Source organism: uncultured Eudoraea sp., from assembly GCF_947490415.1.
Classification (GTDB): domain Bacteria; phylum Bacteroidota; class Bacteroidia; order Flavobacteriales; family Flavobacteriaceae; genus Eudoraea.
Map to the genome: position 1 here is coordinate 520,553 of NZ_CANLGX010000002.1, position 24,817 is coordinate 545,369.

Consider the following 24,817-nt stretch of genomic DNA (forward strand, 5'->3'; position numbering starts at 1 on the left):
TGACCACCAGGAAAACAACAATACCCCATTTTATTTATTGAATATAAATTTAAAAAGTGTTAATTAATAAGTATACCATTTTCCAATATCAAATCAAAGGAATATCCACTTCCAAAATCCTTGTTTAAAATAACTTCACCCCTGAGGGTTATTCTAGAATCTTTTTGGACAATTTCTTCGGAAGTAATTACGAGGTCAAAATTATCTTGACTCCCATCTTTGAGATGTATCCAGTTCTTTCCCATAATATTAGGGTTAATTTTAACGCATTTCCCGGTGAGTTCAACTATTTTGCCTCCAAACTTTTCAGGATTATTTATGAGTTCGGCAATTTTTACGGAACCTACAAATTGACCCTTTGATTCCTGAGAAGAAGCTATTGATTTTTTAACTGTATTAGCCTTTTTTGAATTTGCTTTAGGTTTATTAATAAAAGTTGTTTTTACTCCATGATCCTTGGGTATCAAAGCAGTCACTAAATAAACCGTATCAAATACACGTTGGTACTCTTTGCTTTCAAATTGTGTCTTTAAAAGAGCCTCATTATATAAATAGACATTTCCTTCTTTTACTTCCTGTTTTGGGGCAGCTATCCAAAATTCTTTATCTCCTTCCTTGACGTTGAGGTATACATATTTTGATGTAGGTAGTATTTCACCTACGGTTACTTCATGTATATCGCTATTTACTTCATTTGTGGTATGCTCCTTATTCATTTTTGCTAATGAAAAGGGCTCGATGGTTTTCGGACCGTTGTTACAGCCAGCAATTAGAAATAAAAAAAATATTGGAAGTAGTTTATTTTTGTTTTTGATCATCGTGGTAAATAATTTTAATTTATGAAGCTATCCTACTTTTTATATTCACTATAAATTGGCATATGCTGCGATGATTTCATTCATCTCCTCGGCAGGAATAGACAAGTTTGATTCTTTTAATAGATTCCTCATAACGCGGTCTGTTATTACTTTAATTTGTTTCTCGCTCATGGGATCTAAATTTTCTTCAACGTAAACGGCAACTTTTTGATTTAGTTCTATTTTATAATTAGCAAGCGTTGCTCTTAAAGGCGCTTCCTGATACCATTTGTTATATTCATTGAGTTCCTCTTGCTTAATCATGGCAACCTTTTGAATAGCTGCTAACCTTGTTGCTTTGGTATCTTCTAATTCCAAAGAAATAGTATCTAAATCGTAGAATAGTATTTCAGGCATTTCAGCCAGCATTGGATTAATATTTCCGGGTAATGCCAGATCTATCAATACCCTTTTCTTTGAGCTTTTATTAAGGTTAGTAATGAGGTGGTGGCGATTACTAACACCGCTAATGATCACATCAAAATCCCCAAAATCATTTGCTAAGACCTTTTCCCACTCGTATAATTTACATTCGTACATTTTAGCAATTGAAATAGCTTTGCTATTTGTTCTATTACTAATGTAGAGCTGCTTAAAATTAAATTTGGAGTTGTACTTAAAAAGTTGTCTTACGATTTCACCAGCACCCACAAATAAAATTTTCTTTTCTTTGGAATCTGCGCTCTCATAGGTGCTTCTAATCATTTTTAGGGCTTTGTATGCTACTGAAGTAGTTCCATCCCTGAAATGGGTTTCATTTGAGATTCTTTTATGACATTTAAAGACGCTTTGCATAGCGCGTTCCAAAAGTGAACCCTGGAGCTTGTGGGTTATTGATAACTGGTACGCTTTTTTAATCTGGCAAATTATCTCAGCATCCCCTAAAACCTTTGAATCCAATCCGGAAGATACTTTTAAAAGATGCATTACAGAGGATTCTGTAGTGTCATTTTGCGAGAACCAAGCCTTAATTTCTGGGATTCTTTTCCTAAGTATCAGAGATATAAATTCATCCCGAAGCATATTGGTTGTTGTTATTTCGGATTCAAAATACACCTCAGTCCTGTTGCAGGTAACGAGTAAAAGTAATCCTGTAACATCCGGAAATACTGTACAAAGATGTTTTACTACAGTATGCTTCTCCGGATCAGCAATATAAAATTGCTCCCTTTGTGTAACAGTAGCCGTATTGTGGGAGATACTTATATATCGTAATGTGCTCTTCATAATCTAATGGTAAATGAATTTTATTTTTTATTTAATTACTTCTAATAACTATAAATTTTTGATATAGTTAATAACCAACCATTTATCTTCCTCAGCAGTAATTTTTTTATCAAAACTTGGCATATCATCTCTTCCAAAATATGTTTTGTAGTAAAGAGCGCCATCTGTTTGATTTTTGAAAGAATCATCCGTAAAATCCCCCATGGGCGTATCAATCGATTTTGCCTTCGTCCCATCTCCCTTACCTTTAGAGCCATGACATGATTTACAATGTTTCGCGTATACGATGCGTCCGATATTTTCATCATCTGCAGCATCGGCATAAGGATTTACCATTTTCTGGTATTTAGCTGGAACATCCCATTTTTCCTGATCGTTCGATGTAAAGGTAGTCATGGATAACAGTATAAAACCACCAAAAAATGCGCCAGCAATCCATATAGCTTGTTTTTTCATAATAATGGAATTTAAGTTATTCTCTGCTCAAAAATTTTCTAATATATCTTTAAAATATTTTTCTTCATTAAAATGTGAATGTTTATCGACTTTGATTTTACCGATTTTATACAAGATAAAAATAATGTAACCAATTATAAACCAAATTACAAGAATCATACTACTTACGCCTAAGACTAAAGTTATTGGCGCATTTGCTGCTGCGGCCCACAGAGATCTTTTTTCTTCAAATTGATCTACTCGAGTAGGTATGCCCCAATTTTTGATTACTTCAAGGGTAAGATCGTTATACATATCCGATTCCAATATTTTCACGACGATTTTAACATGCCCTTCCGAATTGCCAGGTAAATCTTCCGGAAATGGAATTTCTACTATACCGTTCTCATCAGTGGTATTAAAGAAATCGCCTATGGGTAATAGACTAAAGGTTCTTTGAACATAAAAATATAATTCGAGGTCTTCAATAGGGCTTCCATCTTGGTCGGTCGCTTTTGCCTGGATTATTTTAGCTTCACCATCAGCTATGAAGGAAAGCGTTACAATGGCATCTTGTAATTCATCTTGTCCGTAACTAGTTATATTAGCCACGAAAATAAAGGTCACGGCCATTATGACTTCCAAAAAATAACGAAAAAGTTTCTTTTCAGATTTCATTTTAGAAAATATTTTGTTTAAAGATAATTTCAGAATCTTGTCTATATTTTTTGATAGGGATTACCGGAAACAATTTAATAAGCACTGTAATAATCAGTAATAACCAAGCAAAAGATGAAATGGTAATTGTCCATTCTTCCCATGTTGGATTATAGTGTAAATAGGAGTCATCAACTCCCTGAATGGGTAAATATGGATGTTGCAGTGAAGGGATTACAATTAAAAAGCGTTTAAACCAGGCTCCTAGAACCACAAATATTGATATAATTAACAATGGCAGTGGTTTACGAAACCTGTTGAACATCAAAAAGACAATAGGTAAAACAAGTCCGCCTAATTGAACAAACCAATACATGGGGGCGTATTTTCCTACGAATAATTCTATTATATGCTCCCCTTCTACCCCAACCATTTTAAAAGCGGGGCCCAGATACTCATTAATATTAAAATATAGGTAAACGAGCGATAAAAGAACCAAAAGTTTACCCATCTTATCGAAATGAAGATTCGTTATGTACTTACTCAGTTTTAAATGTTTCCTAACAAAATATATGGCAATAATAATGACCGCAGCACCCGCCATAAAAGCTCCGGAAACAAAATAAGGTCCTAAGTTGGTACTGTCCCATCCAGGACGCCAGGTCGTGGCAAATAACCAAGAGGTTACCGTATGGATGGCAAAGGCAACAGGAAGTACAGAAATTGCCAATATTTTGTTTACTTTTTGTAGCAGTGCTATTTGCTTGGGATGATTATGCCAATTGATGGCCATAATTCTATACAACGTTTTTTTCCATTTAGGAATCTCCTTTAAACGGTCACGACAAAGAGCGATGTCTGGAAGTAAAGAAATATATAATAATAGGATGCTGATAACTAAATAAGTAGAAATTATAATAACGTCCCAAATAATGGGGGATTGGATTCTTAAATGCGTAATTACATAAAAAATTCGATCCGGGCGACCCATGTCAACAATAATGATTACCGCGGCACAAATAATGGCAGCGACCGCAATGATTTCGGAAATTCTGGTAAGCGGTCTGGCCCACAAATTTTTATTGAGTTTTAAAATGGAACTAAACAATGATCCTACCAGGCTAATGGCAACAAAAAAAACAAAATTAGAGATGTAAATTCCCCAGGAAGTATAATCTCTCATAGCAGTGACTACAAGTCCGTATCTTAATTGGCGATAATAACCAATGAATCCTAACACAATAAGTAGGAGCAAGAATGCAATCCACAATTTATATTGTAAGGATGTTGAAATCAGATGACTTAAAAGGCGTTTTCCCCTTTTGGTTCTAAACTTTTGAAGTTCAATATTCGGTTTACTCATGATTCGCTATTTTCTTGAGTGGTCTCTTCAAAAGGGAACAACCTGTCAACCGGTGGTAGATAATAAACACGTGGTTTGGTTCCTAATTCTTCCATGTACCGATACCCCGCTTTTTCCTTTAGTAAAGTGGACAATCGAACGGTTTCTTCCCCATTGGTAACCGTATCATCAATCTCATCCCCAAAATATATTACGCCATTAGGACATGATGTAACGCAGTGTGGAAGTTTATTTTGCCGAAGCATTTCAGGACAAAAATCACATTTTGCCACAGTACCAATTTTACTGGGAAGACTTGTTTCAGGGGAATAAGGTAAATCCAATTGTCCTTCTGGAGGAGCTCCCCAGTTAAAAACCCTTGCAGAATATGGACAGGCGGCCATACAGAATCTACATCCAATACAGCGTTCATTATCAACAAGAACTATACCGTCTGTACGCTTATATGTGGCTCCAACCGGGCAAACTTTTACACATGGTGGATTATCGCATTGAAAACATTTTTTAGGCATCCAGTAGGGAGCAGATTTTTCATTGTCCTGCATTTCTAAAACCTTTATGTAAGGTCTGTCAGGAGTTAAATTATGATGTTTGTCACAAGCTTCAATACATTTCTTTGCATTTTTGCATTTAGCCAGGTCCACTACCATCACAAATTTTTTACCGGGAATACCTTTACGTGCCTCTTCGGGAGACGCACCTTGATGAAGATGTTCCATTTCTTCGATTTCGGAATTTGCAACCTTCACCAGTTTACCATCTGTGGTTAACAAAGTAGTTTTTTCCTCAGAAGGTTGTTTGCAGGAAGAAAGGGAATAATATGCAAGACCAGATACAGCCAACACACTTCCGTTTGAAATGTTTCTTAAGAATTCTCTTCGAGAAGCGGCCTGCGTTTTTTTATTTCCCATGATTTGTTATTTAGCACAAAATCAGATTATTAACAAAAATTCGAAAAGAAAATTTCCAATAATTGAAAATCACTTTTAAGGGTTCCAATAAATACTTTAATATGTTTAAAAGTAAGATTCAATCAGCAGATATTTAATGACATATATCATATTTTATAACCTTTATTATAAAATAAAAATGGCCAAAAATCCTTAAGATTTCCGGCCACAATTAAACCTGATAAATTTTTACCAGGTTTAATTTATTATGTCTTAACTGTTATTCAGCCAAGGTTCTCATAAAATTTACAATTAGCCATCTGTCTTCATCATCAGGCATCTTTTTTGTGTATTCGGGCATATCGTCCCGACCAAAACTTGTTTTGTAAAATAATTCCCCATCTGTTTGTGCCTGGAAATCGGAAGACGAAAAGTCTCCTAAATCACCTTTCTGATCTTTTGCTTTAGGCCCGTCGCCATAACCCTCTTTGCCATGACAGGATTTACAATGCTGACTGTATAGCGATTTTCCTATTGCCGTATCCGTAGAAGGGTCTATCGGATTTTTCATGTTTACATATTCTGCCGGTACCACCCATTTGTCCTGCACTATGGTAGTGAAGGAATAGAACGCAAAGGAAACAATCCCCACTATTAATAGCATTTTAAGTGTTTTCATTTTTAATTAAGTTTAATTTTTAGAAATTCTGAATAAATTGGAAATGAGCAATATAAATAATCCATATATTACTGCAATAGTTAAATTTATAAATATTAATAGAAATATAGGTGTTTTATTTCTTGCAGACCACATTTTTCTTTGGTCAAAAGTTGATTCGTCAACAATAGGGGTACCTACCGGTGCATTAACTATAGCTTTTACGGTACCGTAGGAATCACTATCGTTCAGCACGACTTCAATAATTAAATTTCCATCAATACCGGGAATTCCTTTATCAATTGTTACAAGAATTGTGCCGTTTTCGTCTGTAAAATTAAATTCTTCACCAATTTTTAGAGGTCTAAATAATCGCTGTACCTGTACATCCAGTGCTTCACCAACAAGCAGGCTGTCCGTAACAGTTTCCTTAAGTGTGGCCGTTAAATAATTTATGCTGTCTTTTGAAATAAGATTTGCTTCAATATGGGCATCTTTAAAACTGGTACTTTTTGAAGCTTTCTTGAACGAATCGTTTCCATTAAATGAGATTCCCAGATTAAAAGTATTTGTTGAGTCGGCTTTTAAATCAGATTTATTCAATACAAATCTACTTTCACCTTTCATATTGGTTTTGGTATTCCCCAATATAATTTCTTCACCTTCCACCTCATTATAAACTGCGATTTCAAGATTGGGAACCGGTAGAGTTTCGTCTTCTATCTTGGCAGTTGCTTTGATATTTAAGTACGCATCGCCCTCCATTATCTTTACATAATCGGCTCTTAATCTTACCCTGTATTTTTCATCATTTTGCGCATATATATTTGATAAACCCAGGCAAAATAAGAACCCAGTAGTCCAGACTAAAAAAGCACTCCTAGATGTTGATCTATTTTTCATGTTTCTGCTTTTTTATCTGTATTCAACAATCCTTTTTCTTCAGCTGTGCGTTGAATAGGAATCACGGGTAGAAACCTTACAAATAAAGTAATTATCAATAAAGCCATTGCCAGAGTTGCTCCCGTAATTAACCATTCATGCATACTCGGAAAATAATGATGCCATGACTCTGGAACTCCTTCTATTGGCAAAAATGGATGCAATAAGGTAGGTGTCACAATAATATATCGTTTCCACCAGGAACCTAAAACCACCATAATACCTACTATAAACATGGGCAGCGGTTTTCTGCCCTTTTTGAATAATAAAATGAGGATTGGTAAAATCAATCCTACTATCTGAGAGAACCAAAATATTCCCGCATAATCTCCGTAGACTAATGCATTCAAATGAATCTCTTCTTCTGCAGGAGCATTAAATATGGGAATCAAATATTCGTTTATATTAAAGTAAACGTAAGCCAGGCAGGTCACAAGTAAATATTGGGCTAGTTTATCAAAGTGATAATCCGTAATATAATGTTCAAGTCCTCTTACTTTTCTTATAATATAAACAACGGTAATAAGTGCACCAAGACCTGCTACAAAGGCTCCAGAAGTAAAATATGCACCCATGTTGGTGCTATCCCACCCAATTCTGTAGGTTGTGGAAAATAGCCAGGCATCTATGGTTTGCAATAATATCCCCACAGGTATGACCATTATGGCAATGATTTTGATGGATTTTGACTGAATGGCTTTTTGGGCTTTACTCCCTGTCCAATTCAAAGATAATTTACCGTACCATTTACTAAAGGTCGGTTTTGTTTTTAAGTGGTGTTTCTTAAGGATTGCTAAATCAGGCAACAAAGGAAAATACAGTAATAAAAAACTTAAGATAATTGAAGTTGGAATAATGATCACATCCCAGGTAATAGGTGACTGCAATCTGGCATAAATAAACAAATTTAACAGCCTGTCTGGTCTTCCCATATCAATCATAATGGTAAAACCTGCCATAACAATGGAAGCCAATGAAATTATTTCCGCAATTCTAACAACCGGCGTTCTCCATGAATTATTGGTCAATCTTAAAACTGCAACAGTAGCAGACCCCACAAAGCTGGTAGCTACAAAAAACACAAAATTGGAGATATAAATTCCCCAAAGCGCATAATCCCGCATATTGGTAACCACCTGTCCTTGTCTAATCTGGTCTATGTATGCGATAAGACCAATAATAATAATTACTACTAAAATGAAGGTCCAAATGGTACCGCGTTTGCCGAACTTTCTCGGTGCTAAATCGTTGATTAGAGACTCATATTTTGTCATCGCTATTCAGGTTTTTCAACAGATTGGAACTCATTGTAATCTTCCAGACCTTTTTCGAAATCCACAAGCCTGTCAACCGGAGGCAAATAATATACACTTGGCGCGGTCCCTAATTCTTCTAACAATCGATACCCTGCCTTATCTGTTAATAATTTACTTAAACGTAAAGTTTCCTCTCCATTGGTAACGGTATCTTCATATTTGTCTCCGAAATAGAAAACACCATTAGGACAAGCCGTAACGCAATGAGGGAGTTCATTGTTTTTTATAGTATGAGGACAAAAATCACATTTGTCAACTGTACCTATTCTACTAGGCATCCCTGCATAGTCAGGAGAAGGGGTTTCACCTCCCAGATGCATAGTAATTTCACTCATTTCGCCTTGCTTAGGTTCTTCCCAGTTAAAAACCCGTATAGAATAAGGGCAGGCAGCCATACAAAAACGGCAGCCTATGCATCGTTCATTATCAATTAATACCAGGCCATCCCTTCTTTTAAAAGTGGCATCTACCGGGCAAACAGTAACGCAGGCCGGTTGATCACAATGCATACACGTTCTTGGCATCCAGTAGGGTGCAGTATCTTTGGATTCCTGCATCCTGTGAACTTTTATCCACGCATTCTCACCGGTAATATAATGGTGTTTATTACAGGCACTAACACATTTTAAAGCATTTTTACATTTGGCCAGGTCTATGACCATCACAAACTTTCGGTTGGGAATGCCCTCCCTGACATTGTATTTTTCATCATCGTGTTCAGCGTGTTGTACCTCTAAAACCTCTGATGAATCTACCTCTATAAGCGTGCCATCTACGGTCATTAATTCCATTTTATCCGTGGAATTATGATTGGTTTTTGCATTTAACTTAGAAGTGATTTTTGAAATTCCCAAACCACCAATGGCCGCGGCAATGCCAAGTTTTAATCCCTTATCAAGAAATTTCCGTCGTTCTTTTTTAGTATTATCGCTCATTATCAGAATTACTTAAATGACATTACATTTTTTTGCCCAACCAACTGAGTAGGGATGTATTTGAAATATTCTTCTTTACAACCTTTGATTTTTTAAGTGCACTAACTTTAACCTTAACGGTAGTTCCATCCGGTTTTAAGAGAGTTTCATATTCTTCTTTAGAAATATCCACTTCTTCAGAGGATGCTTGGGTAAACCCAAAAAGCGGTAATAATAAAGTACCTCCCAATATGGGCAGGATTCGTCTTCTTGATATTTGATTCCGGTTTTTGGATTTATCTTTCATATTTCTTAGGTCTAAATAATACTGTCTTTACGATTTATTCTTGTTAGAAATTATAGAGTCTGGTAATATTAAACCCTATTAAGAAATCTCCATAAAAAAAATCATATGTATTATACATATAATTTGTTTGTGGTACAATGCCTTGATAGTTGCTGAATGTTAACTGGAAAGCATGGCTTGAGGTTCTGAATTCCAACCCTAAACCATATCCGGGTTCGGGATCAAAACCACTAATTGGACGATCTGCATCATCCGGAAATAAATGATGGGTAAATGGTAGACTAATATCTACCAGTATGGCAGTTTGAGGGCTTACCTTGTAACGTCCGCTTAGGGCAAGGCCAAACATGTCGTTCCTGACTCTGGGTTCCACTGCATTGTAATGTGAAATACTGGGCGCAATCTGCATAGAAAAATTAGGCGAAAATCGCTTGGCAATAATCAGCTGATGAAAATAGGAATAGCGATCCTGCTTTCTGGCAAATCTCTTATTGCTGGCATCAATTGCAAAATTACCATAGTAAGAGACACTTACAGGCATTTCATTACCTCGAGTTTGTCTTAAGAGTGCTACTTTCCAGTTAAAATCCTGTAATACGTTAAATTTAGAAGTACCAAATCCCAGAGTTAATCTGTCATGAATGGCATAGGAAACTCCGATTCTAATATTTGAACGTGCCCAAATCCCGGCCAAATCAGCGGTTCCTCCATTGATTAATCCAAACCTGTGAGCCATTTGTATTTCCATGGTATTTTTGCTGTAGAGTACATTGGTTGGGTTATCAATGATCCATGCACTTTCAAATGCTGCTCTTTCCAGTTTTACCGCCGTAGTATCTTGTGCTTTTTCCTGTGAGAAGATTAAGAAGGGCCCAAATAAAAATATACAAAGAATTTTTTTAAAGTTTTTCATTTTTAATGTCTTTTATTAATTGTTCTGGGCTCCCTGGCTTATCCAGCCTTTTATTTGGGAAAGTTGCTCAACATCCAATTCAAAATTTGTATCAATTGGATGACCGATACCTGGCAGATTTTGATAGAATTTGCTGTTTTCGGCATCTTCAATATCATTGTCGTTAACATAGTCAGGAACAATGGCATTATAAGCGCTACCCGTTCTTAAATCAGGGTTTAAACCAGTACCATTATGGCATTGTGTACAGTCGTTACTATCTTCAGAAAATATGGGCTCTACGTCAGTCCTGAATGAAATTTCTACGCCCTCAGGTGGATCCGGAACCTCTACTATAATCTCTTGTAATTCATCATAATAACAGCTAGATAAAGAAAGCATTAGAGTTATTACGGCTGCTTTGCTTATTAATTTTAATATTTTTTTCATAATTGGAAATTTAGGATGAAAAAAAAGGCAATAACCAAAATTAAATTTTGAAATAAATGTTCGTCATTGCCCATTTGATCTATATCTTATTAAGGTGTTTTATGCTTACTCATCGCTTTCAGAAACTTGGTGTATAATTACAGGCATGTTTTCTTAAAGCTCAGAAATAGCCATATATACCTCATAAAATATCCCAACAACTATTCTTGCATTGCTGCCAAGGAGTTCTTGATTATAGATTTTGCATATTTAGGGTTATGAACACCATCACTTTTATCTTCATAAAAATATAGGAAATTCCATGCAGCTTCAGCATCTTTTAAGTCAAAAAGACCCACTTGAGGCTCCCATTCGTCCCCTTCTTTAATTACTATTCCTACAACGGGAACAGGAGTAATTCCATCAGCTTCGAAAAGTGGTATATACCCACCAACGGCAGTGGAATCTTCAATCACTGCTTGTCCGACAACAGTTTCCAAAATACCTCCTAAAGTTTCCCAATCAGCGATTAAGTCATCCATTACTTTAAGTTCTTCAAAAGGAACCCCGGGATGGCATGTTGCACAATTATTTCCTGCAGGTGTCCAGGTATGCCCTGATGAACCATCAGTTGTTTCACGCATATGGCAGTCAATGCAAGAAGCTCCTTGTCTGTGTGGGTGTTCTTGTGTCGCTGGTATGTCTTCAACCAAAGTAAAAGTGCTATAAGCACCCAATAGACCTTCTAATAATGCAGTTTGCGGGCCATGATGCGGTCCCCAATGCGTACTTGTCTGTAAAAACTTGCCTTCTAAATTTGCAAGCGGCGCATCTCTCCTGGGTTGATGGCAGTTTGCACAGGTATTACTGGCATTCCCGTAATCTATGGTGTAATCTATATTATCTAAAAATCTTAACGGAACTGCCTCAAGAGTTCTTACTGCGTAATCGTTTCCGTCCGTTTCAAAGTCGAAAGATCTGTGCGAGTCATGACAACCATTACAGTTTAATGGATTAGAAACAGTATATCCGTTCTCGTTGACTGCTCCGGTTTCTATAAAATCTATAAAACCTTCATTGTTGTGGCATTCTGCACAACGTGAGCTAGTACCTCTTGCCCATGATCCACCAATAGCGTGTTTGGCACCGGACCAGGCCTCAATAATTGGATCTCTTTTTTCATTTGCGTGACAAGCAATACATGAAGCCGCAGAGCCGTCAACCCCGTCAACCCCATCAATTCCGTTTATTCCATCTATTCCATCTGCTCCGGCAGGTCCGGGAACAGGGTCACTGGTACATTGAACACACAGTAAAGCTGATGCAATAACCATCAGATAACCAAATAATTTTAAATTTTTCATAAGACTGTCTATTTTACCGGTTTATTAATCTTCTGTTAAAATTATGACAGGAACTAAACTTAATATATGACATATGTCATATTTTTTTTTATCTATATATTTGTAAATCAATGAATTAATAAAAACACCTAAATTTTCTCACATACATAAGTGTCATATATGTTACTAACTAAGAGTATTTCTAAATTGAAATTAGGGTTAGAAAGCAGAAGGCATTTAAAATAAACTTTGCTATTTTTGCGATCTTAAATTCGGGATGTGGCGCAGTCCACGCCTATGGCGTGGCAGGCCGGTTAGCGTATCCCGCTTGCAGCGGGATGGTCGCAACGGTTCGAGAATATAAAAATAGAATAAAGGCAGAGTAAAAGTAGAAGAAAAATAAATTCGGGATGTGGCGCAGTCTGGTAGCGTACACGGCTGGGGGCCGTGTGGTCGCAGGTTCAAATCCTGTCATCCCGACCAAGCAGAAAAGTGATTTGCAATTCCAAATCACTTTTTTTATTCCCCAAAGCAATTCAAACCCAGTTTGAAAAAGCGGTGGGTAATAAAAAATATAATGGCGTAAGCCATTACTTTTCTATTTTCAGTGAGGGTTCATTAGGATTATCCAAATCCTGATTTTGTTCTTACACCTAATTCCTTGAAAAGAATAATACAAAAGGCCACAGCCTTCACTTTTCAATTTGCACTGAGGGTTCATTAGGATTATTTAAATCCTGATTTTGTTCTTACACCTAATTCCTTGAAAAGAATAATACAGAAGGCCAAAGCCTTCACTTTTTCATTTACGAGGAGGGTTGTATTAGGATTCTGTAAATCCTGCTTTATGGTTTTACTAAGTTTGGGGCTTGCAGCACGAAACTTCTTTTCGCTCGCTTTCTTAAATAGTATAATTTAATATCAGAAGTTCAATATTATTTTCTTCGGAGATTACGGGTTTTACTTTAAGGAAACCTGTTCCATTAAAGGTGAATTAACGAAACTATTAAAAGAGACTACATATGGCACATTCTCAATAAAAGTTTTGTGCTTCAGGAAAAGAGTCCGATAAAACGGCGTTTTAATATGTATTTTTAATCTTGTACAGGAATCGAACCTAGGTTTTAAGTGGGGGTAAATATCTATAAATAAGTATTTGAAACTGACTTTTTTTCTCCAGAACCTATCATACTATGTCTATGAAAATTTGAAAATAATTGGTTTTGAATTGTAAACTGATGCTTACTCCTGGCTAGATTTTACGCTTAAATAAATATAGTAATCTTTCTTTTTAATTTTCCCGAAACCAGATAAATTGGAATTAAAGAGAGTTGAGGAATTAATGATTTTTAGGGCTTTAAAAAATATTTTCATTAACCATTTAAATAATAGAGAGATTTAAAAGGGAAACCTTATTTTTATATTGCCTTATCGGTAATTAAACTAAAAAATACAGGAAATGAATCAAGAAGATAGTGTCAGATTATTTTAACACACTATTTGGTTTTTACTTGTAATTTGTTCAATTTTTTGGGTTAGCGCAAATGTTTCAATAAAAGAAGCACAAAACTAGGTGGAGCAATAAAAGATAAGGTGAAGTCATAACTCAAATTCAATAATCTGAAACGAGGTATTGGCTAAATTAAAAGCAGGTAGTTTAATGGTTGTTCTAAAAAAGCTTGGTTCTGCAATTACTGATTTGATTCCCATAATTTTGGTGGTTGTTTTTTTTCAACTAGTGGTTATCCAACAACCATTTCCGAATATTGGTGAGGTAGTTTTCGGTAGTTTTTTTGTGATAATCGGGTTAATGTTGTTCATTGAAGGTCTGGAAATAGGGTTATTTCCCATAGGAGAAGCCATGGCATACGCCTTGGCCAAAAAGGGAAGCCTTTTTTGGTTAATGGTGTTTTCATTTGCGCTTGGTTTTTCCACTACGATTGCTGAGCCGGCATTGATAGCAGTGTCGAAGGAGGCTGGGAGAATAGCTGCACAGGCCGAATTAATAGACAAGGCACAGGGTACGATTGATACTTATGCAATGGGATTGCGATTATCGGTCGCTTTTTCAGTAGGCTTGGCTATTGTAATCGGTGTATTGCGAATACTAAAAGGTTGGCCTTTATATTATTTGATCATTGGCGGTTACGTTGTTGTAATGCTAATGACGGTAGTAGCGCCCAAGGAAATTATAGGTTTGGCCTATGATGCAGGGGGAGTTACTACTTCAACCATTACGGTTCCGCTTGTAACGGCTTTGGGGGTTGGACTTTCAAATACAATCAAGGGGAGGAGCCCCTTGGTAGATGGATTTGGGCTTATTGCTTTCGCATCCCTTTTACCCATGATATTTGTCATGGGCTATGGTTTATTTTGGTTTTAAAGCATGATGTACGTGATTTCTTTTTTAAAGGATTTTTTTCAAATACTGTTATACACAGTACGTGATGTGACGCCGATTCTTATATTGATTCTTTTTTTTCAACTGGTAATCTTAAAACAACCCATACCACATCTGAAACGTGTAGTTCTGGGCGGGGTTTATGTGGTATTGGGCCTTGCATTTTTTCTTTTGGGATTGGAGAAAGCTTTGTTCCCTATAGGTGAGATTATGGCCACCCAGTTATCCGACCCCTTCTTTTTAGGAGCCGCTGCTGGTGAAGAACTGGATTGGAAATCCTATTATTGGATTTATATTTTTGCGGCCCTGATCGGTTTTTCCACTACCATTGCCGAACCTTCCCTTATTGCCGTTGCAATGAAAGCGACCGAGGTATCGACAGGCACGATCAGCCAATGGGGGCTAAGGATTACGGTGGCATTGGGGGTTGCCTTTGCGCTCGCTCTGGGTACCTTTCGGATCGTCACGGGAACACCATTGCATTTATACATTATGGGAGGATACATTGTGGTGGTCATACAGTCAATTTTTGCACCAAAACAACTTATTGCCCTGGCCTATGATTCGGGAGGAGTTACCACCTCTACGGTCACCGTACCCTTGGTAGCTGCGCTCGGATTAGGCCTATCCACGGCAGTGCCCGGCAGAAACGCAGCAATTGATGGCTTCGGATTGATTGCATTTGCAAGCCTGTTCCCGATTATTTCAGTATTGGGGTACGCCCAATTCATGCATTTAAAAGTAAAATTGTCTAACAAAATAAAGAAACCATGAAATTCAAATTGATTATGGCCTTTGTAAAACCGAACATTACTGACAAGGTAGTGGACGCAATGAAAAGGAAAGGCGCAACAGGTGCCACTATTATACCGGCCAGAGGAACTGGAGTACATGAGGCCAAGTCCTTTTTTGGACTAAGCATTGAGGACCAGACAGATATTCTCGTATTTTTGGTCGAGGAACATGTAGTGGAAAAACTGCTGGGAGTTATCGAAACTGCCGGTGATTTTGACAAGCCCAGTACCGGTATCGCTTTTGTCCTGCCCTTAGAACATGCCGTGGGATTGGGCAGCCAAATGAAGATTTTCAAAGATCAAGCCCGAGATGATTATTTTTGAAATAAAAACAATACTATAATTATATCATGAGAGATAAAAGAGAATATCAAAGTGCCAAGGATGCCATGGTAAAAAACATTATTTTTATAGATGGTATGGCAACCGCCAAGGAAGCGGTAGACCTTATGCGCGAAAAAAATATAGAGGCCCTTATTGTTGAAAAGCGCAACGAACATGATGCCTATGGAATCGTTGTAGTACAGGATTTTATCAAGGGAGTAATCATTCAGGAAAGGACCTCGGAAGAGGTGAATGTTTTTGAGATCATGACCAAGCCCGTTGTTAGTGTACCCGGCAAAATGGATGTTCGGTATGTTGCCAGATTGCTTGTTCGGACAGGGTTGCGCATGGCTCCGGTAGAGGAGGATGGAAAATATATTGGTATGATTTCTCTTTCTTCTATCATATTGGACAATTTATCATTCTGATTCTAATTATACTTCTATCCGTGGAAAGAATCGAAGTTCAAGCCTAAGGCATTCATCATAATGAATAGCATAACAGATACCAAAGGCGGAATGATAAAAAAAAGACCATTGAAATGAAAATCCAAGGATGAACTATAAATTACAAAGGATGAAAAAAATAACAACATATTTTGCGCTCGTAGTATTTTTATACTCATGCACTAGTACAGATCCTAACTTAAAAAAGGAAAGTGAAAATATTCTTGATGTCAACCAATTAAGGAAAGGGAGTGTTGAGCTGCCCTATAGAGATACAATCTACATTCCGACGTACACGGAGATTTATATGAAACATGACACTTGGAAACTCCAGTTGACCCCCACTATAAGTGTCCGTAACACAAGTTTAAAAGACACTGTCTATATTGAAGAAATAGACCACTACAATTCTCAAGGAGAACTTGTTCATCAATATCACGATAATATTTTGTTTTTAGGTCCTTTGCAATCTATGGAATATGTAGTAGCAGAGAGAGAGAGCGAATCCGAAGCGATGATCGGTGGCAGTTTCATTATCATATGGGGTGCGAACAGTTCAAAATTAAAGCCAATTTTCCAAGGTATCATGATTTCATCTCATGGACCACAAGGGATTTCGTTTTTAACTGAAGGGGTTTCAATCAGTGGCGAGACGTTAAGGAAATAAAAGATGGTAATACAATAATGTAGTGCCCAATCATCTAATAAAGAGATGAACAAGATTAAAGAAAGAGTCAATAGGAATATAAAAGGGTAAAGCCGAAAAAATCATAATTTTTGCCTTAAGCGAAAAACGGTGGTAGTAATATAAAACGAACGATTATAAGAATGGAATGTATAAAAAGCCCAACGTCCATAAAAACGTTCGTTTTTTGGAACTAATCGAGTTCAGTGATAGCTATTTGCACAGAGGGTTTTATAGGATAATCTAAATCCTGCTTAGTTAATCATGTAAATGACTACTAGGATAAAAAAACAAGAACGCCATGGCGTTCACTTTCCCATTTTTCCAGCGGTATTGGATCTAAGGTGTAAATCCATTTGAGGGAAGGGTATGGTAATTTTATTTTCGGCAAATTTTTTATTAATTATTCTTCTGATATCACTTTTTGCTTTTCCTATTCTAAATATATTTTTACTAAAAAACAAAAGTTGAAAATCTAAGGATGAATTTCCAAAATTCATCAATCGGGCCTCAACCAATTCCCTGTTTGAGACTTCGGGATGCTCAAAGGCGCTTTCTTCCAAAATTTTTATAACCTTGTCAACATCACTTCCATAAGCTACCCCAACATCTATCTTAAAACGTGTTTTTTTAGATTGATGACTCCAATTGATTACTTTACTGGTAGTAATTAATGAATTTGGAATGATAATGGAAATATCATCCCTGTTTAAGGCTTTAGAAGTTCGCAAGCCAATACCTTCAATTTTTACCACATCGCCATCTATTTCCAAAACATCATTTATTTTAATGGATCTCTCTGAAAGCAGAATGATACCTGATATCACATCATTAAATGTTTGCTGTAATCCTAAGCCAATACCAACTAATAAGGCCGCTGAACCGGCTAATAACAAAGTAACTTTGACTCCGATAGTCTCCAGTAACAATCCAATGGCCATAACCCAAATTACATATTTTATGATCTGGTATAAAGCATAGGTAGTGCCCGGATCGGTTTTGCGGAATTTATACTTGCGAAACAAGGCTTTCTTTATGAGCCATAGTGATAGTCTGGTAATCACAATGATGATCAGGATAGTCACCAGGTCAGAAACCCTTATGGTATAATTACTTAAACTAAAGATTTCAAATTCCAGAATTGTTTTTAAAGTTTCCATATACTTATTTATTACTATATATCGAATTTTATTTATTTTTTCACATAAACCGTCTTGCGATTTACAAACTCCATCATCCCATCTTTTGCCAGTTCACGTCCATAGCCGGAATTTTTGGTGCCGCCAAATGGCAGCCTTGGGTCTGATTTTACCAGTTCATTGATAAAATAGGCCCCATCGCTAACTCTATCTGCAAATTTTACCGCCTTATCTATATTTGTACTACAAACAGTTACCCCAAGCCCATACTTCGATTGTTCCGAGAGGGCAAAGGCCTGATCTATATCTTTTGCTTTTATCATAGCCGCCAGAGGGCCAAATGTTTCTTCTTCGAAAGCGGCCAGTCCGGGCGTTACATCACCCAAAATGGTAGGTTCATGATAACAACCGATCTGTTTGCCTCCAAGCAATAGCTTTGCACCTTGTTTCACCGACTCTGTGACTTGTCGATTAAGCTCGTCTGCCAGATCTTTACGAGCCATCGGCCCAACTTGGGTAGCATCTTCCAATGGATCCCCCGATTTCAAATCCTTTACGGCTTTTGTAAATTTTGAAACAAACTCATCATAAATTCCTTCCAATAAAATAAAGCGCTTGGCAGCAATACAACTTTGTCCGCAATTAAGCATTCGGGCAGTAAGGGCCGTTTTTACGGCCATATCAATATCCGCATCTTCCCAAACAATAAAGGCATTGTTCCCGCCAAGTTCCAAAACTGTTTTTTTAATATGCCTGCCGGCTATTTCTGCCACGGCCGAACCCGCTCTTTCGCTTCCTGTGAGTGTTACTGCTTTTACAGCCACATGTTCAATGATCTGTTCTGTATGGTCGTGGTGTACAATCAGGTTTTGAAAGACAGCCCTTGGAAAACCGGCTCTAATAAACACTTCTTCTATTTGTTTGGCACATCCAAATACATTAGGAGCGTGTTTCAACAATCCGGTGTTGCCTGCTGTTAAAGTTGGCGCAGCAAACCTAAAAACCTGCCAAAATGGAAAGTTCCACGGCATAATTGCCAGGACACTTCCAATAGGGTCATGTCTTACAAAACTTTGTGATGCATCGGTAGCTATTGTTTCATCTGTCAGGAATTCTGCTGCATTCTCCGCATAGTAATCGCAGACCCATGCACATTTATTCACTTCGGATCTGGATTCCATGATGGGTTTTCCCATTTCCAAGGTAATCATTTGGGCGTACTCTTCGACATTCTCCCTCAATACCTGGCCGGCTTTTTTTATAAGTGCACTGCGTTCGGAAAGGGGAACTTTTCGCCAGGACTCAAAGGCATCCTGGCTTTTATTAAGCTTTACTACCAGTTCTTTTTCCGTAAGGGATGTATAAAGACCCACCTGTTGGTCATTGTACGGATTTATACTTTTAAATTCCATTTTATTTTAGTTGTCCGTCTGAAAATGCTGTTGATTGAAAACCCTGTACTCCCTTAAGTTCATCTACCCAATTCCAGGAAGTATATATGGTAAAAGTGTTGGAATTATCTTCAGGGTCAAAGCCAGATTCCTCAAATTTCCAGATGATATGTTCTGATTCCGGAAACTTGTCCGACTTTATATTCTCGTCAAATAGCCTATAGATAATGTTGTGTTCATCCATTCCGTCATTTAGCAAACGGGTCAGAAAAGAGGAAACGGGCTTTACTAAATTTAAAACTGATTCCTTGTTCAAGGCAATCACCTTCAAAGTAATCCGCACAATATCCGGTGTTGGAAACTGCTTTGCAAATGTCCAGTATAGCATGCATCCAACATTGAATAATGCTTCGTGTAATTTGATGTCGGAGTATTCCTCCCAAAGACGATCGTCCTGTAATTCTAATGCAAGATTTTGTCGCTGACCTTTATTGAGTTGTTCTTTAAGCCGTAACTCTAAAATATGGACCGCCGCATCTTCGACCGTTAGGTCGGATAATGCTAAAGTTGCCATTTCCTTAAGTTCTTCGAACGGAACAGTATCGGCATCATCATACTCCAGATGATGCAATACCTCCAAAAAATCTTCATTTGTCCATGCTCCGGGTATTTCATGGATTTCTTTCAATTCCAGTACCCGGACATCGTATTTAAAGTTGGGCATGCCAAATTTTACTTTGTTAAACTGCCACTTAGCGCAATCTTTGGACGCTTATCCTCAACTACTTGAGAAATGTATTTTTCGCGGATGGCTTTTATCCAATCTTTTGCTCTTTTATTCAGCTTAAAATCATCGGTCATCATGCGTCCTCTTGAAACCAAAATTCCCATATCAGCCCCTTCGTACAAATAATCTCCTTGTTTGGATATGTTTAAGAAAAATGCTTCTGCTTCAGATTCTACTGCCCTCCTGTGTGTATCCATCCTGTCGAACAGAATATGGCCATTGTCGAACATTTTATAAATCCCGGATTTGGGTGCTTCAGATACATACTCAATCGTGTCTTCAGTATGTTTGATGATAAGTTGACTCCATCCATCAATATTTTCCTGTCTGGCCCATCGGTCATTGATCGCCTTGACACTCAACTTGTATTCCACGTCCATCCATTCTAAAATATGGAAAACAAAAAGAGGCGCATCTGCCAATGCAAAAACAGCATGGTTAGTAATAGAACTTGCTCCGGTCACTCTGGGGTTTAATTCCCCCAAATAAATTTCTCCATTATCCTGATCAATGAGAAAATCTAATTCAAAATATCCTTTATATCCTTCTTTGCGCAACTGATCGCCAAAAAGTTGTGTATATTTTGTGGCCTTTTTTCGCAATTCCGGAGTAAAGGCATTTGGATAAATTTCGTTGCCACACCAGCCACCTTTGTAAGGGGTCAATTCTTTAAAGCCAACCAGTTCGGTCATCAGAGGTGCAACGATGGTGCCGTGCCTTGTAACGCATGCCTCGATAGCCGAGCCTTTACAGTTGATGCGCTTCATTATTTTGACTTCCTTCTCTTTTACAATCTCTTCCTCGTATTTTTTGAACTCCGCTTCATTGGATATAAAAAAAGTAGTATGCCCGGAATCACCAAATGGTGTTTGTATTACAAGATCGTTTCCAAGTGCCTTTGACACTTTGTTTAGTTGCGCATAATCCGTAACAGGAGATAGGACATAGGGTACACAGGGCACTCCGGCCTTTTCTGCAATACGGTTGGTATTCACTTTATTGTCCATGAATGTCCGCATTTTAGCCGTAGGGAACATAATTTGCAATCCTAATTTCTTTGCAAGTTTCTCCGTCTTCTCATCAAACATGAGAAACATAGCCTTACCCGTGGTTTTTCCTTTCTTTCTTGTCTTCAAATAGTCCTGTACTTCAGGATGTTGTAACAAATAATTGTTGATGTCTTCAATACCTGTGAAATCGTCATGGGGAATTTCTTCCTTAGGTGAAAAAACATTGGGATGCTGGCCATCAAAGCATTCGATGTGACAGATAAATTTAAAGCCCTTTATCCATTCATCGGCGCCAAGCATATTGAAATTTGTGGCGCTGATAAAATACAGCGGAATCTCGTTTTTATAAAAAAACCGTCTTATATCCGGCACTCCATTTAGTTGCGGTGTTGTTGTTACTTTCTTTACAGGGATTGTTTTTTTAGCACTCATATTTTTTATTTACAAATTTTAAATTGATTGTTTTTTCTTCATTCCTCTTGCCATAGCACCCATCGAGGTGGTAATTTTCTGCCTGTTCAATACATTTTCTTTAAATACCCTAAGGCCAAGATCGGATCGATACCCGTGTATTTCGCTCACATCGAGCACGGTAAGAAAATTAATTATTTCCTTACTGACCACCTGACCCGGGACCAGCACAGGAAAACCAGGAGGATAAGGAATTACAAAGGTAGAAGCAACCAGCTTTCTTCCTTTACCCATGATTGATAAACATTCGCTCAAGGGAACATATTCATAATTTTCTTCATCGTACGCTAAGAAATAGGCTTCTCGCAAATTACCTCCGGGGACACCGGGAACGGCCTGAAATGAATGATGGAAATAACTGAAATCAGGTAATGGGGGTACTTCTTTGGTCAAGGAATGAATCCTGTTTTGAAGAATTTCCTTTTCTTTATTGTTTAACGCTTTGAACTCTTCATCCAATTCATCGGCAATTTTTAATAGTGCATTGGTGAGGTATGTAATGCTACCTCTGGTCGTCCCGATATTCGTCATGAACAAGACGGTATTCCGGGAAGTCTTATTAATCTGGATGTTAAATTTATCCATTAAGTATTTATTTTTGAAGGTGTCACCGTCAACACCGGTTTTACCTATGTATAAGGTTATTTTGGTAGGATCAAGTACAAATTCGTCTTTCTCCCACGCCTCATCCATTCGGTTCCAGCCTTCGTTCCTTGTATAATACTCTTTAAGGCCGGTTTGACGATATTTATTTGGTATAAAATCATGAACCGTCAGGACATCAAAATACTTGCTTAATTGAGGATTGTCATTCACCTTAGCCCGAAGTACCATAGCCATCTCAATACTTTTTTCAACCAATTCAAAACCTTCAAGCTGAACTTGTCGCCTGCCTACGTCTAAAGAGGCCAGCATCTGGTAATTGGGTGACGTGGAAGTATGCGTCATATAAGCTTCTAAAAAAGTATTCTCGCTTTTTCGACGAAAGTCTTCATCCCAGATATGGATCATTGAGCCTTGTCTAAAACTACTCAGGGTCTTATGTGTGCTCTGAGTGGCATATACCCGTATCCTTACCTTATCCGGATCCGGCATTGTGGAAAGATCACCGTTATTCAATCCTTTTATATGCGCATTATACCGCTTCCTGTAGGTACTGCTTCTATATTTTTCATACAGCTTTTTTGCTGTAAGCATACCTGTTCGTTGCTTGTAGCTATTAGCAAATCCAGCAAAGGCAAACCAGGCTTCGTCCCATAAAAATATCATATCCGGCTTTATGGCCAGGACCTCTTCCATGACGCGCTCCACGTTATAAACGAGGCCATCAAAGGTACAATTCGTAAGCAGCAACATTTTCACCCTATCCAGTCTGCCAGCATCTTTCAATTGTAGCAATTTATTTTTGATCTGTTCGAGGGGTACCGCGCCATACATGGAGTATTCTTCGATGGGATAGGAATCCAGATAAACGGGATATGCTCCCGCCAGAACCAATCCATAATGGTGTGATTTATGGCAATCCCTATCAATTAGAACTACATCTTTCGGTTTAACCAGGGCCTGCATCACAATTTTATTGGCTGTGGATGTTCCGTTGGTCACAAAATAGGTGTATTGGGAGCCATATGCATCCCGTGCCATTTGCTGAGCTTTTTTTAAGGGCCCTGTGGGCTGCAGTAAGGAATCGAGGCCACCAGTTGTGGCAGATGTTTCGGCCAAAAACATATTTCGCCCGTAAAACTCGCCAAAATCATTGATCCATCTTGATTTAAAAACCGAATTACCACGGGATATGGGCATGGCATGAAAGACCCCGGTGGGTTTTTGGCTGTATTCTACCAGGGCAGAGAAGAAAGGCGTAGTATACCGTTCTGCAATACCGCGCATAATTGTAAGGTGAAGCTCCTGAATATCCTCTGTTTGATAAAAGATACGTCTGAAACCCTTTATGGTACTGTCCTTTAGGTGACCCAAGGAGGTGTCTGTAACATAATAGGTATCCAATTCGGGCCTGAATTGTTTTATTAACTCCCCGATTATTGGCCCGAGATCGGTCTCGGATTTCGATGAAAAGTCGAGCTTTGTCACCTGTTGGATATATGGTTTTATAAGCGATGTAATCCCCTTGGAGTGGTAAGGTGGTGCATAGCGGACTACCACTGCCTGAATATTGTGATTAAATAGCAAGGCAATCATGGCATCCTGAAAAGATCGTTGTACAACAACACCATAGGTAAATTTGTCATGAGGTGTTCTTAAGGCCCTTATGCTGTGCTGCAGATTGATCTCTTCCTGTTCGGAAATATCGTCAACGAACATTACCTCGAAATAGTTCTTACTAACGCCGTTATATTGTTCATGTTCCTCAACTGATACTATGCTATGTTCATCATGATCCAGAAAGTCCGGATTACTTCTGTAACTATCACCAACCAATTGTTTTGTAGTTTCTGCCGCCATATGTGATAAGGAGGCATGTTCATGAACGGAAAAGGCCTTTTCTAGCCTCTGTATGCGCGCTATACCTGGAGAAGCAAAAAAACACTCAACACCTTTCAGGTCTTTTATTAACTCTTTAGTAGCCTGTTTATGTCTTTTTTCATTGGCAGACCCTTTGTGGCATCGGGCTAATTCGGCAGTTTCAATTTTTAGTTTGTTCCAGTAGTCGACCCTTAGTTGTCCGATGTTATAATAAGGTGCACTTTTAGTTTTATTTTTAATCACGAATCAATTTTTTGAATGTAAAGCGAGTTTGTTTCCCTGAGAATCAATAAAAATGGCAAAGTAACCCGCTTCTTCGCTGATCAGGGTTTTGGGCATTACAATTCGCCCACCAGCATCTTCTATTTTATCGAGGACATTACTCAAGTCTTTTCCCCCATTTAAATAAATTAGTGGTCCAATATCACTGGGAACAGATCCCGGCCCCGAAATAACCGCTCCCCCAATGCCTTTTGTCACAGGAAAAAAGGCCATGGCATTTTCCTCTGTGACGTTTTGAATCATTTCAATGCCGAATATGTGGTTGTAAAAATTAACTGCTTGCTGAAAGTCGATAGCCGGTATTTCAAACCAACTCACATAATCTTTAAACTCTGTATTATTTTTCTTTTTGTTTGAGGATACGCCGCCCATT

The 24,817-nt window shown here is 37.8% G+C and carries 25 protein-coding genes and 1 tRNA gene; 6 read left to right on the forward strand and 20 right to left on the reverse strand.

The annotated features are described in order from the left end of the window. Positions 1–59: 59 nt before the first annotated feature. From Q0874_RS07225 to Q0874_RS07290, 14 genes are all read right to left on the reverse strand, one after another. Positions 60–818, reverse strand: a complete 759-nt coding sequence (locus tag Q0874_RS07225; RefSeq protein WP_299161222.1) for a hypothetical protein — start codon at positions 816–818, stop codon at positions 60–62. Between the two features lie 48 nt (positions 819–866). Continuing rightward, positions 867–2,084 (reverse strand): hypothetical protein, encoded by a 1,218-nt coding sequence (locus tag Q0874_RS07230; protein ID WP_299161224.1) that lies wholly within the window; start codon positions 2,082–2,084, stop codon positions 867–869. A 48-nt stretch (positions 2,085–2,132) separates the two neighbouring features. Continuing rightward, a complete protein-coding gene (locus tag Q0874_RS07235) occupies positions 2,133–2,540 on the reverse strand; it encodes a c-type cytochrome (protein ID WP_299161226.1) in 408 nt (135 codons plus the stop codon). A 27-nt stretch (positions 2,541–2,567) separates the two neighbouring features. Then, positions 2,568–3,197 carry an Ig-like domain-containing protein gene (locus Q0874_RS07240; protein WP_299161227.1) on the reverse strand — a complete coding sequence of 210 codons (630 nt, stop codon included), beginning with the start codon at positions 3,195–3,197 and terminating at the stop codon, positions 2,568–2,570. Between the two features lies 1 nt (position 3,198). Beyond that, positions 3,199–4,539: an NrfD/PsrC family molybdoenzyme membrane anchor subunit gene (nrfD, locus tag Q0874_RS07245; protein ID WP_299161228.1), complete on the reverse strand. Its 1,341-nt coding sequence runs from the start codon at positions 4,537–4,539 to the stop codon at positions 3,199–3,201. Continuing rightward, on the reverse strand, positions 4,536–5,450 hold the full coding sequence (locus tag Q0874_RS07250; RefSeq protein WP_299161230.1) for a 4Fe-4S dicluster domain-containing protein: 915 nt from the start codon (positions 5,448–5,450) through the stop codon (positions 4,536–4,538). Before Q0874_RS07250 ends, nrfD (Q0874_RS07245) begins: the two co-directional genes overlap by 4 nt. 259 nt (positions 5,451–5,709) lie before the next feature. Further along, the gene (locus tag Q0874_RS07255) at positions 5,710–6,108 is read right to left on the reverse strand and encodes a cytochrome c (protein ID WP_299161232.1); all 399 of its coding nucleotides are present in this window, start codon (positions 6,106–6,108) and stop codon (positions 5,710–5,712) included. Positions 6,109–6,120: 12 nt separating this feature from the next. After that, positions 6,121–6,990, reverse strand: coding sequence for a hypothetical protein (locus Q0874_RS07260; RefSeq protein ID WP_299161235.1), 870 nt, complete (start codon positions 6,988–6,990; stop codon positions 6,121–6,123). Then, positions 6,987–8,303, reverse strand: a complete 1,317-nt coding sequence (gene nrfD, locus Q0874_RS07265; RefSeq protein ID WP_299161238.1) for an NrfD/PsrC family molybdoenzyme membrane anchor subunit — start codon at positions 8,301–8,303, stop codon at positions 6,987–6,989. The genes Q0874_RS07260 and nrfD (Q0874_RS07265) overlap by 4 nt, the downstream gene beginning before the upstream one ends. 2 nt (positions 8,304–8,305) lie before the next feature. Further along, positions 8,306–9,280: a 4Fe-4S dicluster domain-containing protein gene (locus tag Q0874_RS07270; RefSeq protein WP_299161241.1), complete on the reverse strand. Its 975-nt coding sequence runs from the start codon at positions 9,278–9,280 to the stop codon at positions 8,306–8,308. Positions 9,281–9,302: 22 nt separating this feature from the next. Beyond that, positions 9,303–9,566, reverse strand: a complete 264-nt coding sequence (locus tag Q0874_RS07275) for a hypothetical protein (RefSeq protein WP_299161244.1) — start codon at positions 9,564–9,566, stop codon at positions 9,303–9,305. Positions 9,567–9,609: 43 nt separating this feature from the next. Further along, positions 9,610–10,479, reverse strand: a complete 870-nt coding sequence (locus Q0874_RS07280) for a DUF5777 family beta-barrel protein (RefSeq protein WP_299161247.1) — start codon at positions 10,477–10,479, stop codon at positions 9,610–9,612. A 15-nt stretch (positions 10,480–10,494) separates the two neighbouring features. Next, on the reverse strand, positions 10,495–10,908 hold the full coding sequence (locus Q0874_RS07285) for a hypothetical protein (protein WP_299161250.1): 414 nt from the start codon (positions 10,906–10,908) through the stop codon (positions 10,495–10,497). A gap of 200 nt (positions 10,909–11,108) precedes the next feature. Beyond that, complete coding sequence (locus Q0874_RS07290; RefSeq protein WP_299161252.1) at positions 11,109–12,251, reverse strand: hypothetical protein; 1,143 nt, start codon at positions 12,249–12,251, stop codon at positions 11,109–11,111. A 385-nt stretch (positions 12,252–12,636) separates the two neighbouring features. Between Q0874_RS07290 and Q0874_RS07295 the strand changes: the two genes are divergently transcribed. The 6 genes from Q0874_RS07295 to Q0874_RS07320 all read left to right on the forward strand — a co-directional run bounded on the left by Q0874_RS07295 (position 12,637) and on the right by Q0874_RS07320 (position 16,862). Next, a tRNA-Pro gene (locus tag Q0874_RS07295) sits at positions 12,637–12,713 on the forward strand. Between the two features lie 1,150 nt (positions 12,714–13,863). Further along, positions 13,864–14,613, forward strand: coding sequence for a DUF1538 domain-containing protein (locus Q0874_RS07300; protein ID WP_299161254.1), 750 nt, complete (start codon positions 13,864–13,866; stop codon positions 14,611–14,613). Between the two features lie 3 nt (positions 14,614–14,616). Next, entirely contained in the window at positions 14,617–15,405 is a 789-nt protein-coding gene (locus Q0874_RS07305; RefSeq protein WP_299161257.1) for a DUF1538 domain-containing protein, read from the forward strand. Beyond that, complete coding sequence (locus tag Q0874_RS07310) at positions 15,402–15,749, forward strand: P-II family nitrogen regulator (RefSeq protein ID WP_299161259.1); 348 nt, start codon at positions 15,402–15,404, stop codon at positions 15,747–15,749. Before Q0874_RS07305 ends, Q0874_RS07310 begins: the two co-directional genes overlap by 4 nt. 26 nt (positions 15,750–15,775) lie before the next feature. Beyond that, the gene (locus Q0874_RS07315) at positions 15,776–16,177 is read left to right on the forward strand and encodes a CBS domain-containing protein (protein ID WP_299161262.1); all 402 of its coding nucleotides are present in this window, start codon (positions 15,776–15,778) and stop codon (positions 16,175–16,177) included. Positions 16,178–16,325: 148 nt separating this feature from the next. Further along, complete coding sequence (locus Q0874_RS07320) at positions 16,326–16,862, forward strand: DUF3124 domain-containing protein (protein WP_299161264.1); 537 nt, start codon at positions 16,326–16,328, stop codon at positions 16,860–16,862. A 326-nt stretch (positions 16,863–17,188) separates the two neighbouring features. Here Q0874_RS07320 and Q0874_RS07325 read toward each other — a convergent pair whose 3' ends face one another. The 6 genes from Q0874_RS07325 to Q0874_RS07350 are packed head-to-tail and all read right to left on the reverse strand — an operon-like array spanning position 17,189 to position 24,816. Continuing rightward, positions 17,189–18,040 (reverse strand): mechanosensitive ion channel domain-containing protein, encoded by an 852-nt coding sequence (locus Q0874_RS07325; protein WP_299161266.1) that lies wholly within the window; start codon positions 18,038–18,040, stop codon positions 17,189–17,191. Between the two features lie 32 nt (positions 18,041–18,072). Next, positions 18,073–19,431 (reverse strand): NAD-dependent succinate-semialdehyde dehydrogenase, encoded by a 1,359-nt coding sequence (locus Q0874_RS07330; RefSeq protein ID WP_299161269.1) that lies wholly within the window; start codon positions 19,429–19,431, stop codon positions 18,073–18,075. A 1-nt stretch (position 19,432) separates the two neighbouring features. Further along, complete coding sequence (locus Q0874_RS07335; protein ID WP_299161271.1) at positions 19,433–20,134, reverse strand: hypothetical protein; 702 nt, start codon at positions 20,132–20,134, stop codon at positions 19,433–19,435. Positions 20,135–20,142: 8 nt separating this feature from the next. Next, positions 20,143–21,639, reverse strand: a complete 1,497-nt coding sequence (locus tag Q0874_RS07340; protein ID WP_299161273.1) for a biotin carboxylase — start codon at positions 21,637–21,639, stop codon at positions 20,143–20,145. A gap of 18 nt (positions 21,640–21,657) precedes the next feature. Next, positions 21,658–24,405, reverse strand: coding sequence for an aminotransferase class I/II-fold pyridoxal phosphate-dependent enzyme (locus tag Q0874_RS07345; RefSeq protein WP_299161275.1), 2,748 nt, complete (start codon positions 24,403–24,405; stop codon positions 21,658–21,660). A gap of 3 nt (positions 24,406–24,408) precedes the next feature. Continuing rightward, entirely contained in the window at positions 24,409–24,816 is a 408-nt protein-coding gene (locus tag Q0874_RS07350; RefSeq protein WP_299161278.1) for a VOC family protein, read from the reverse strand. Position 24,817 lies beyond the last annotated feature (1 nt).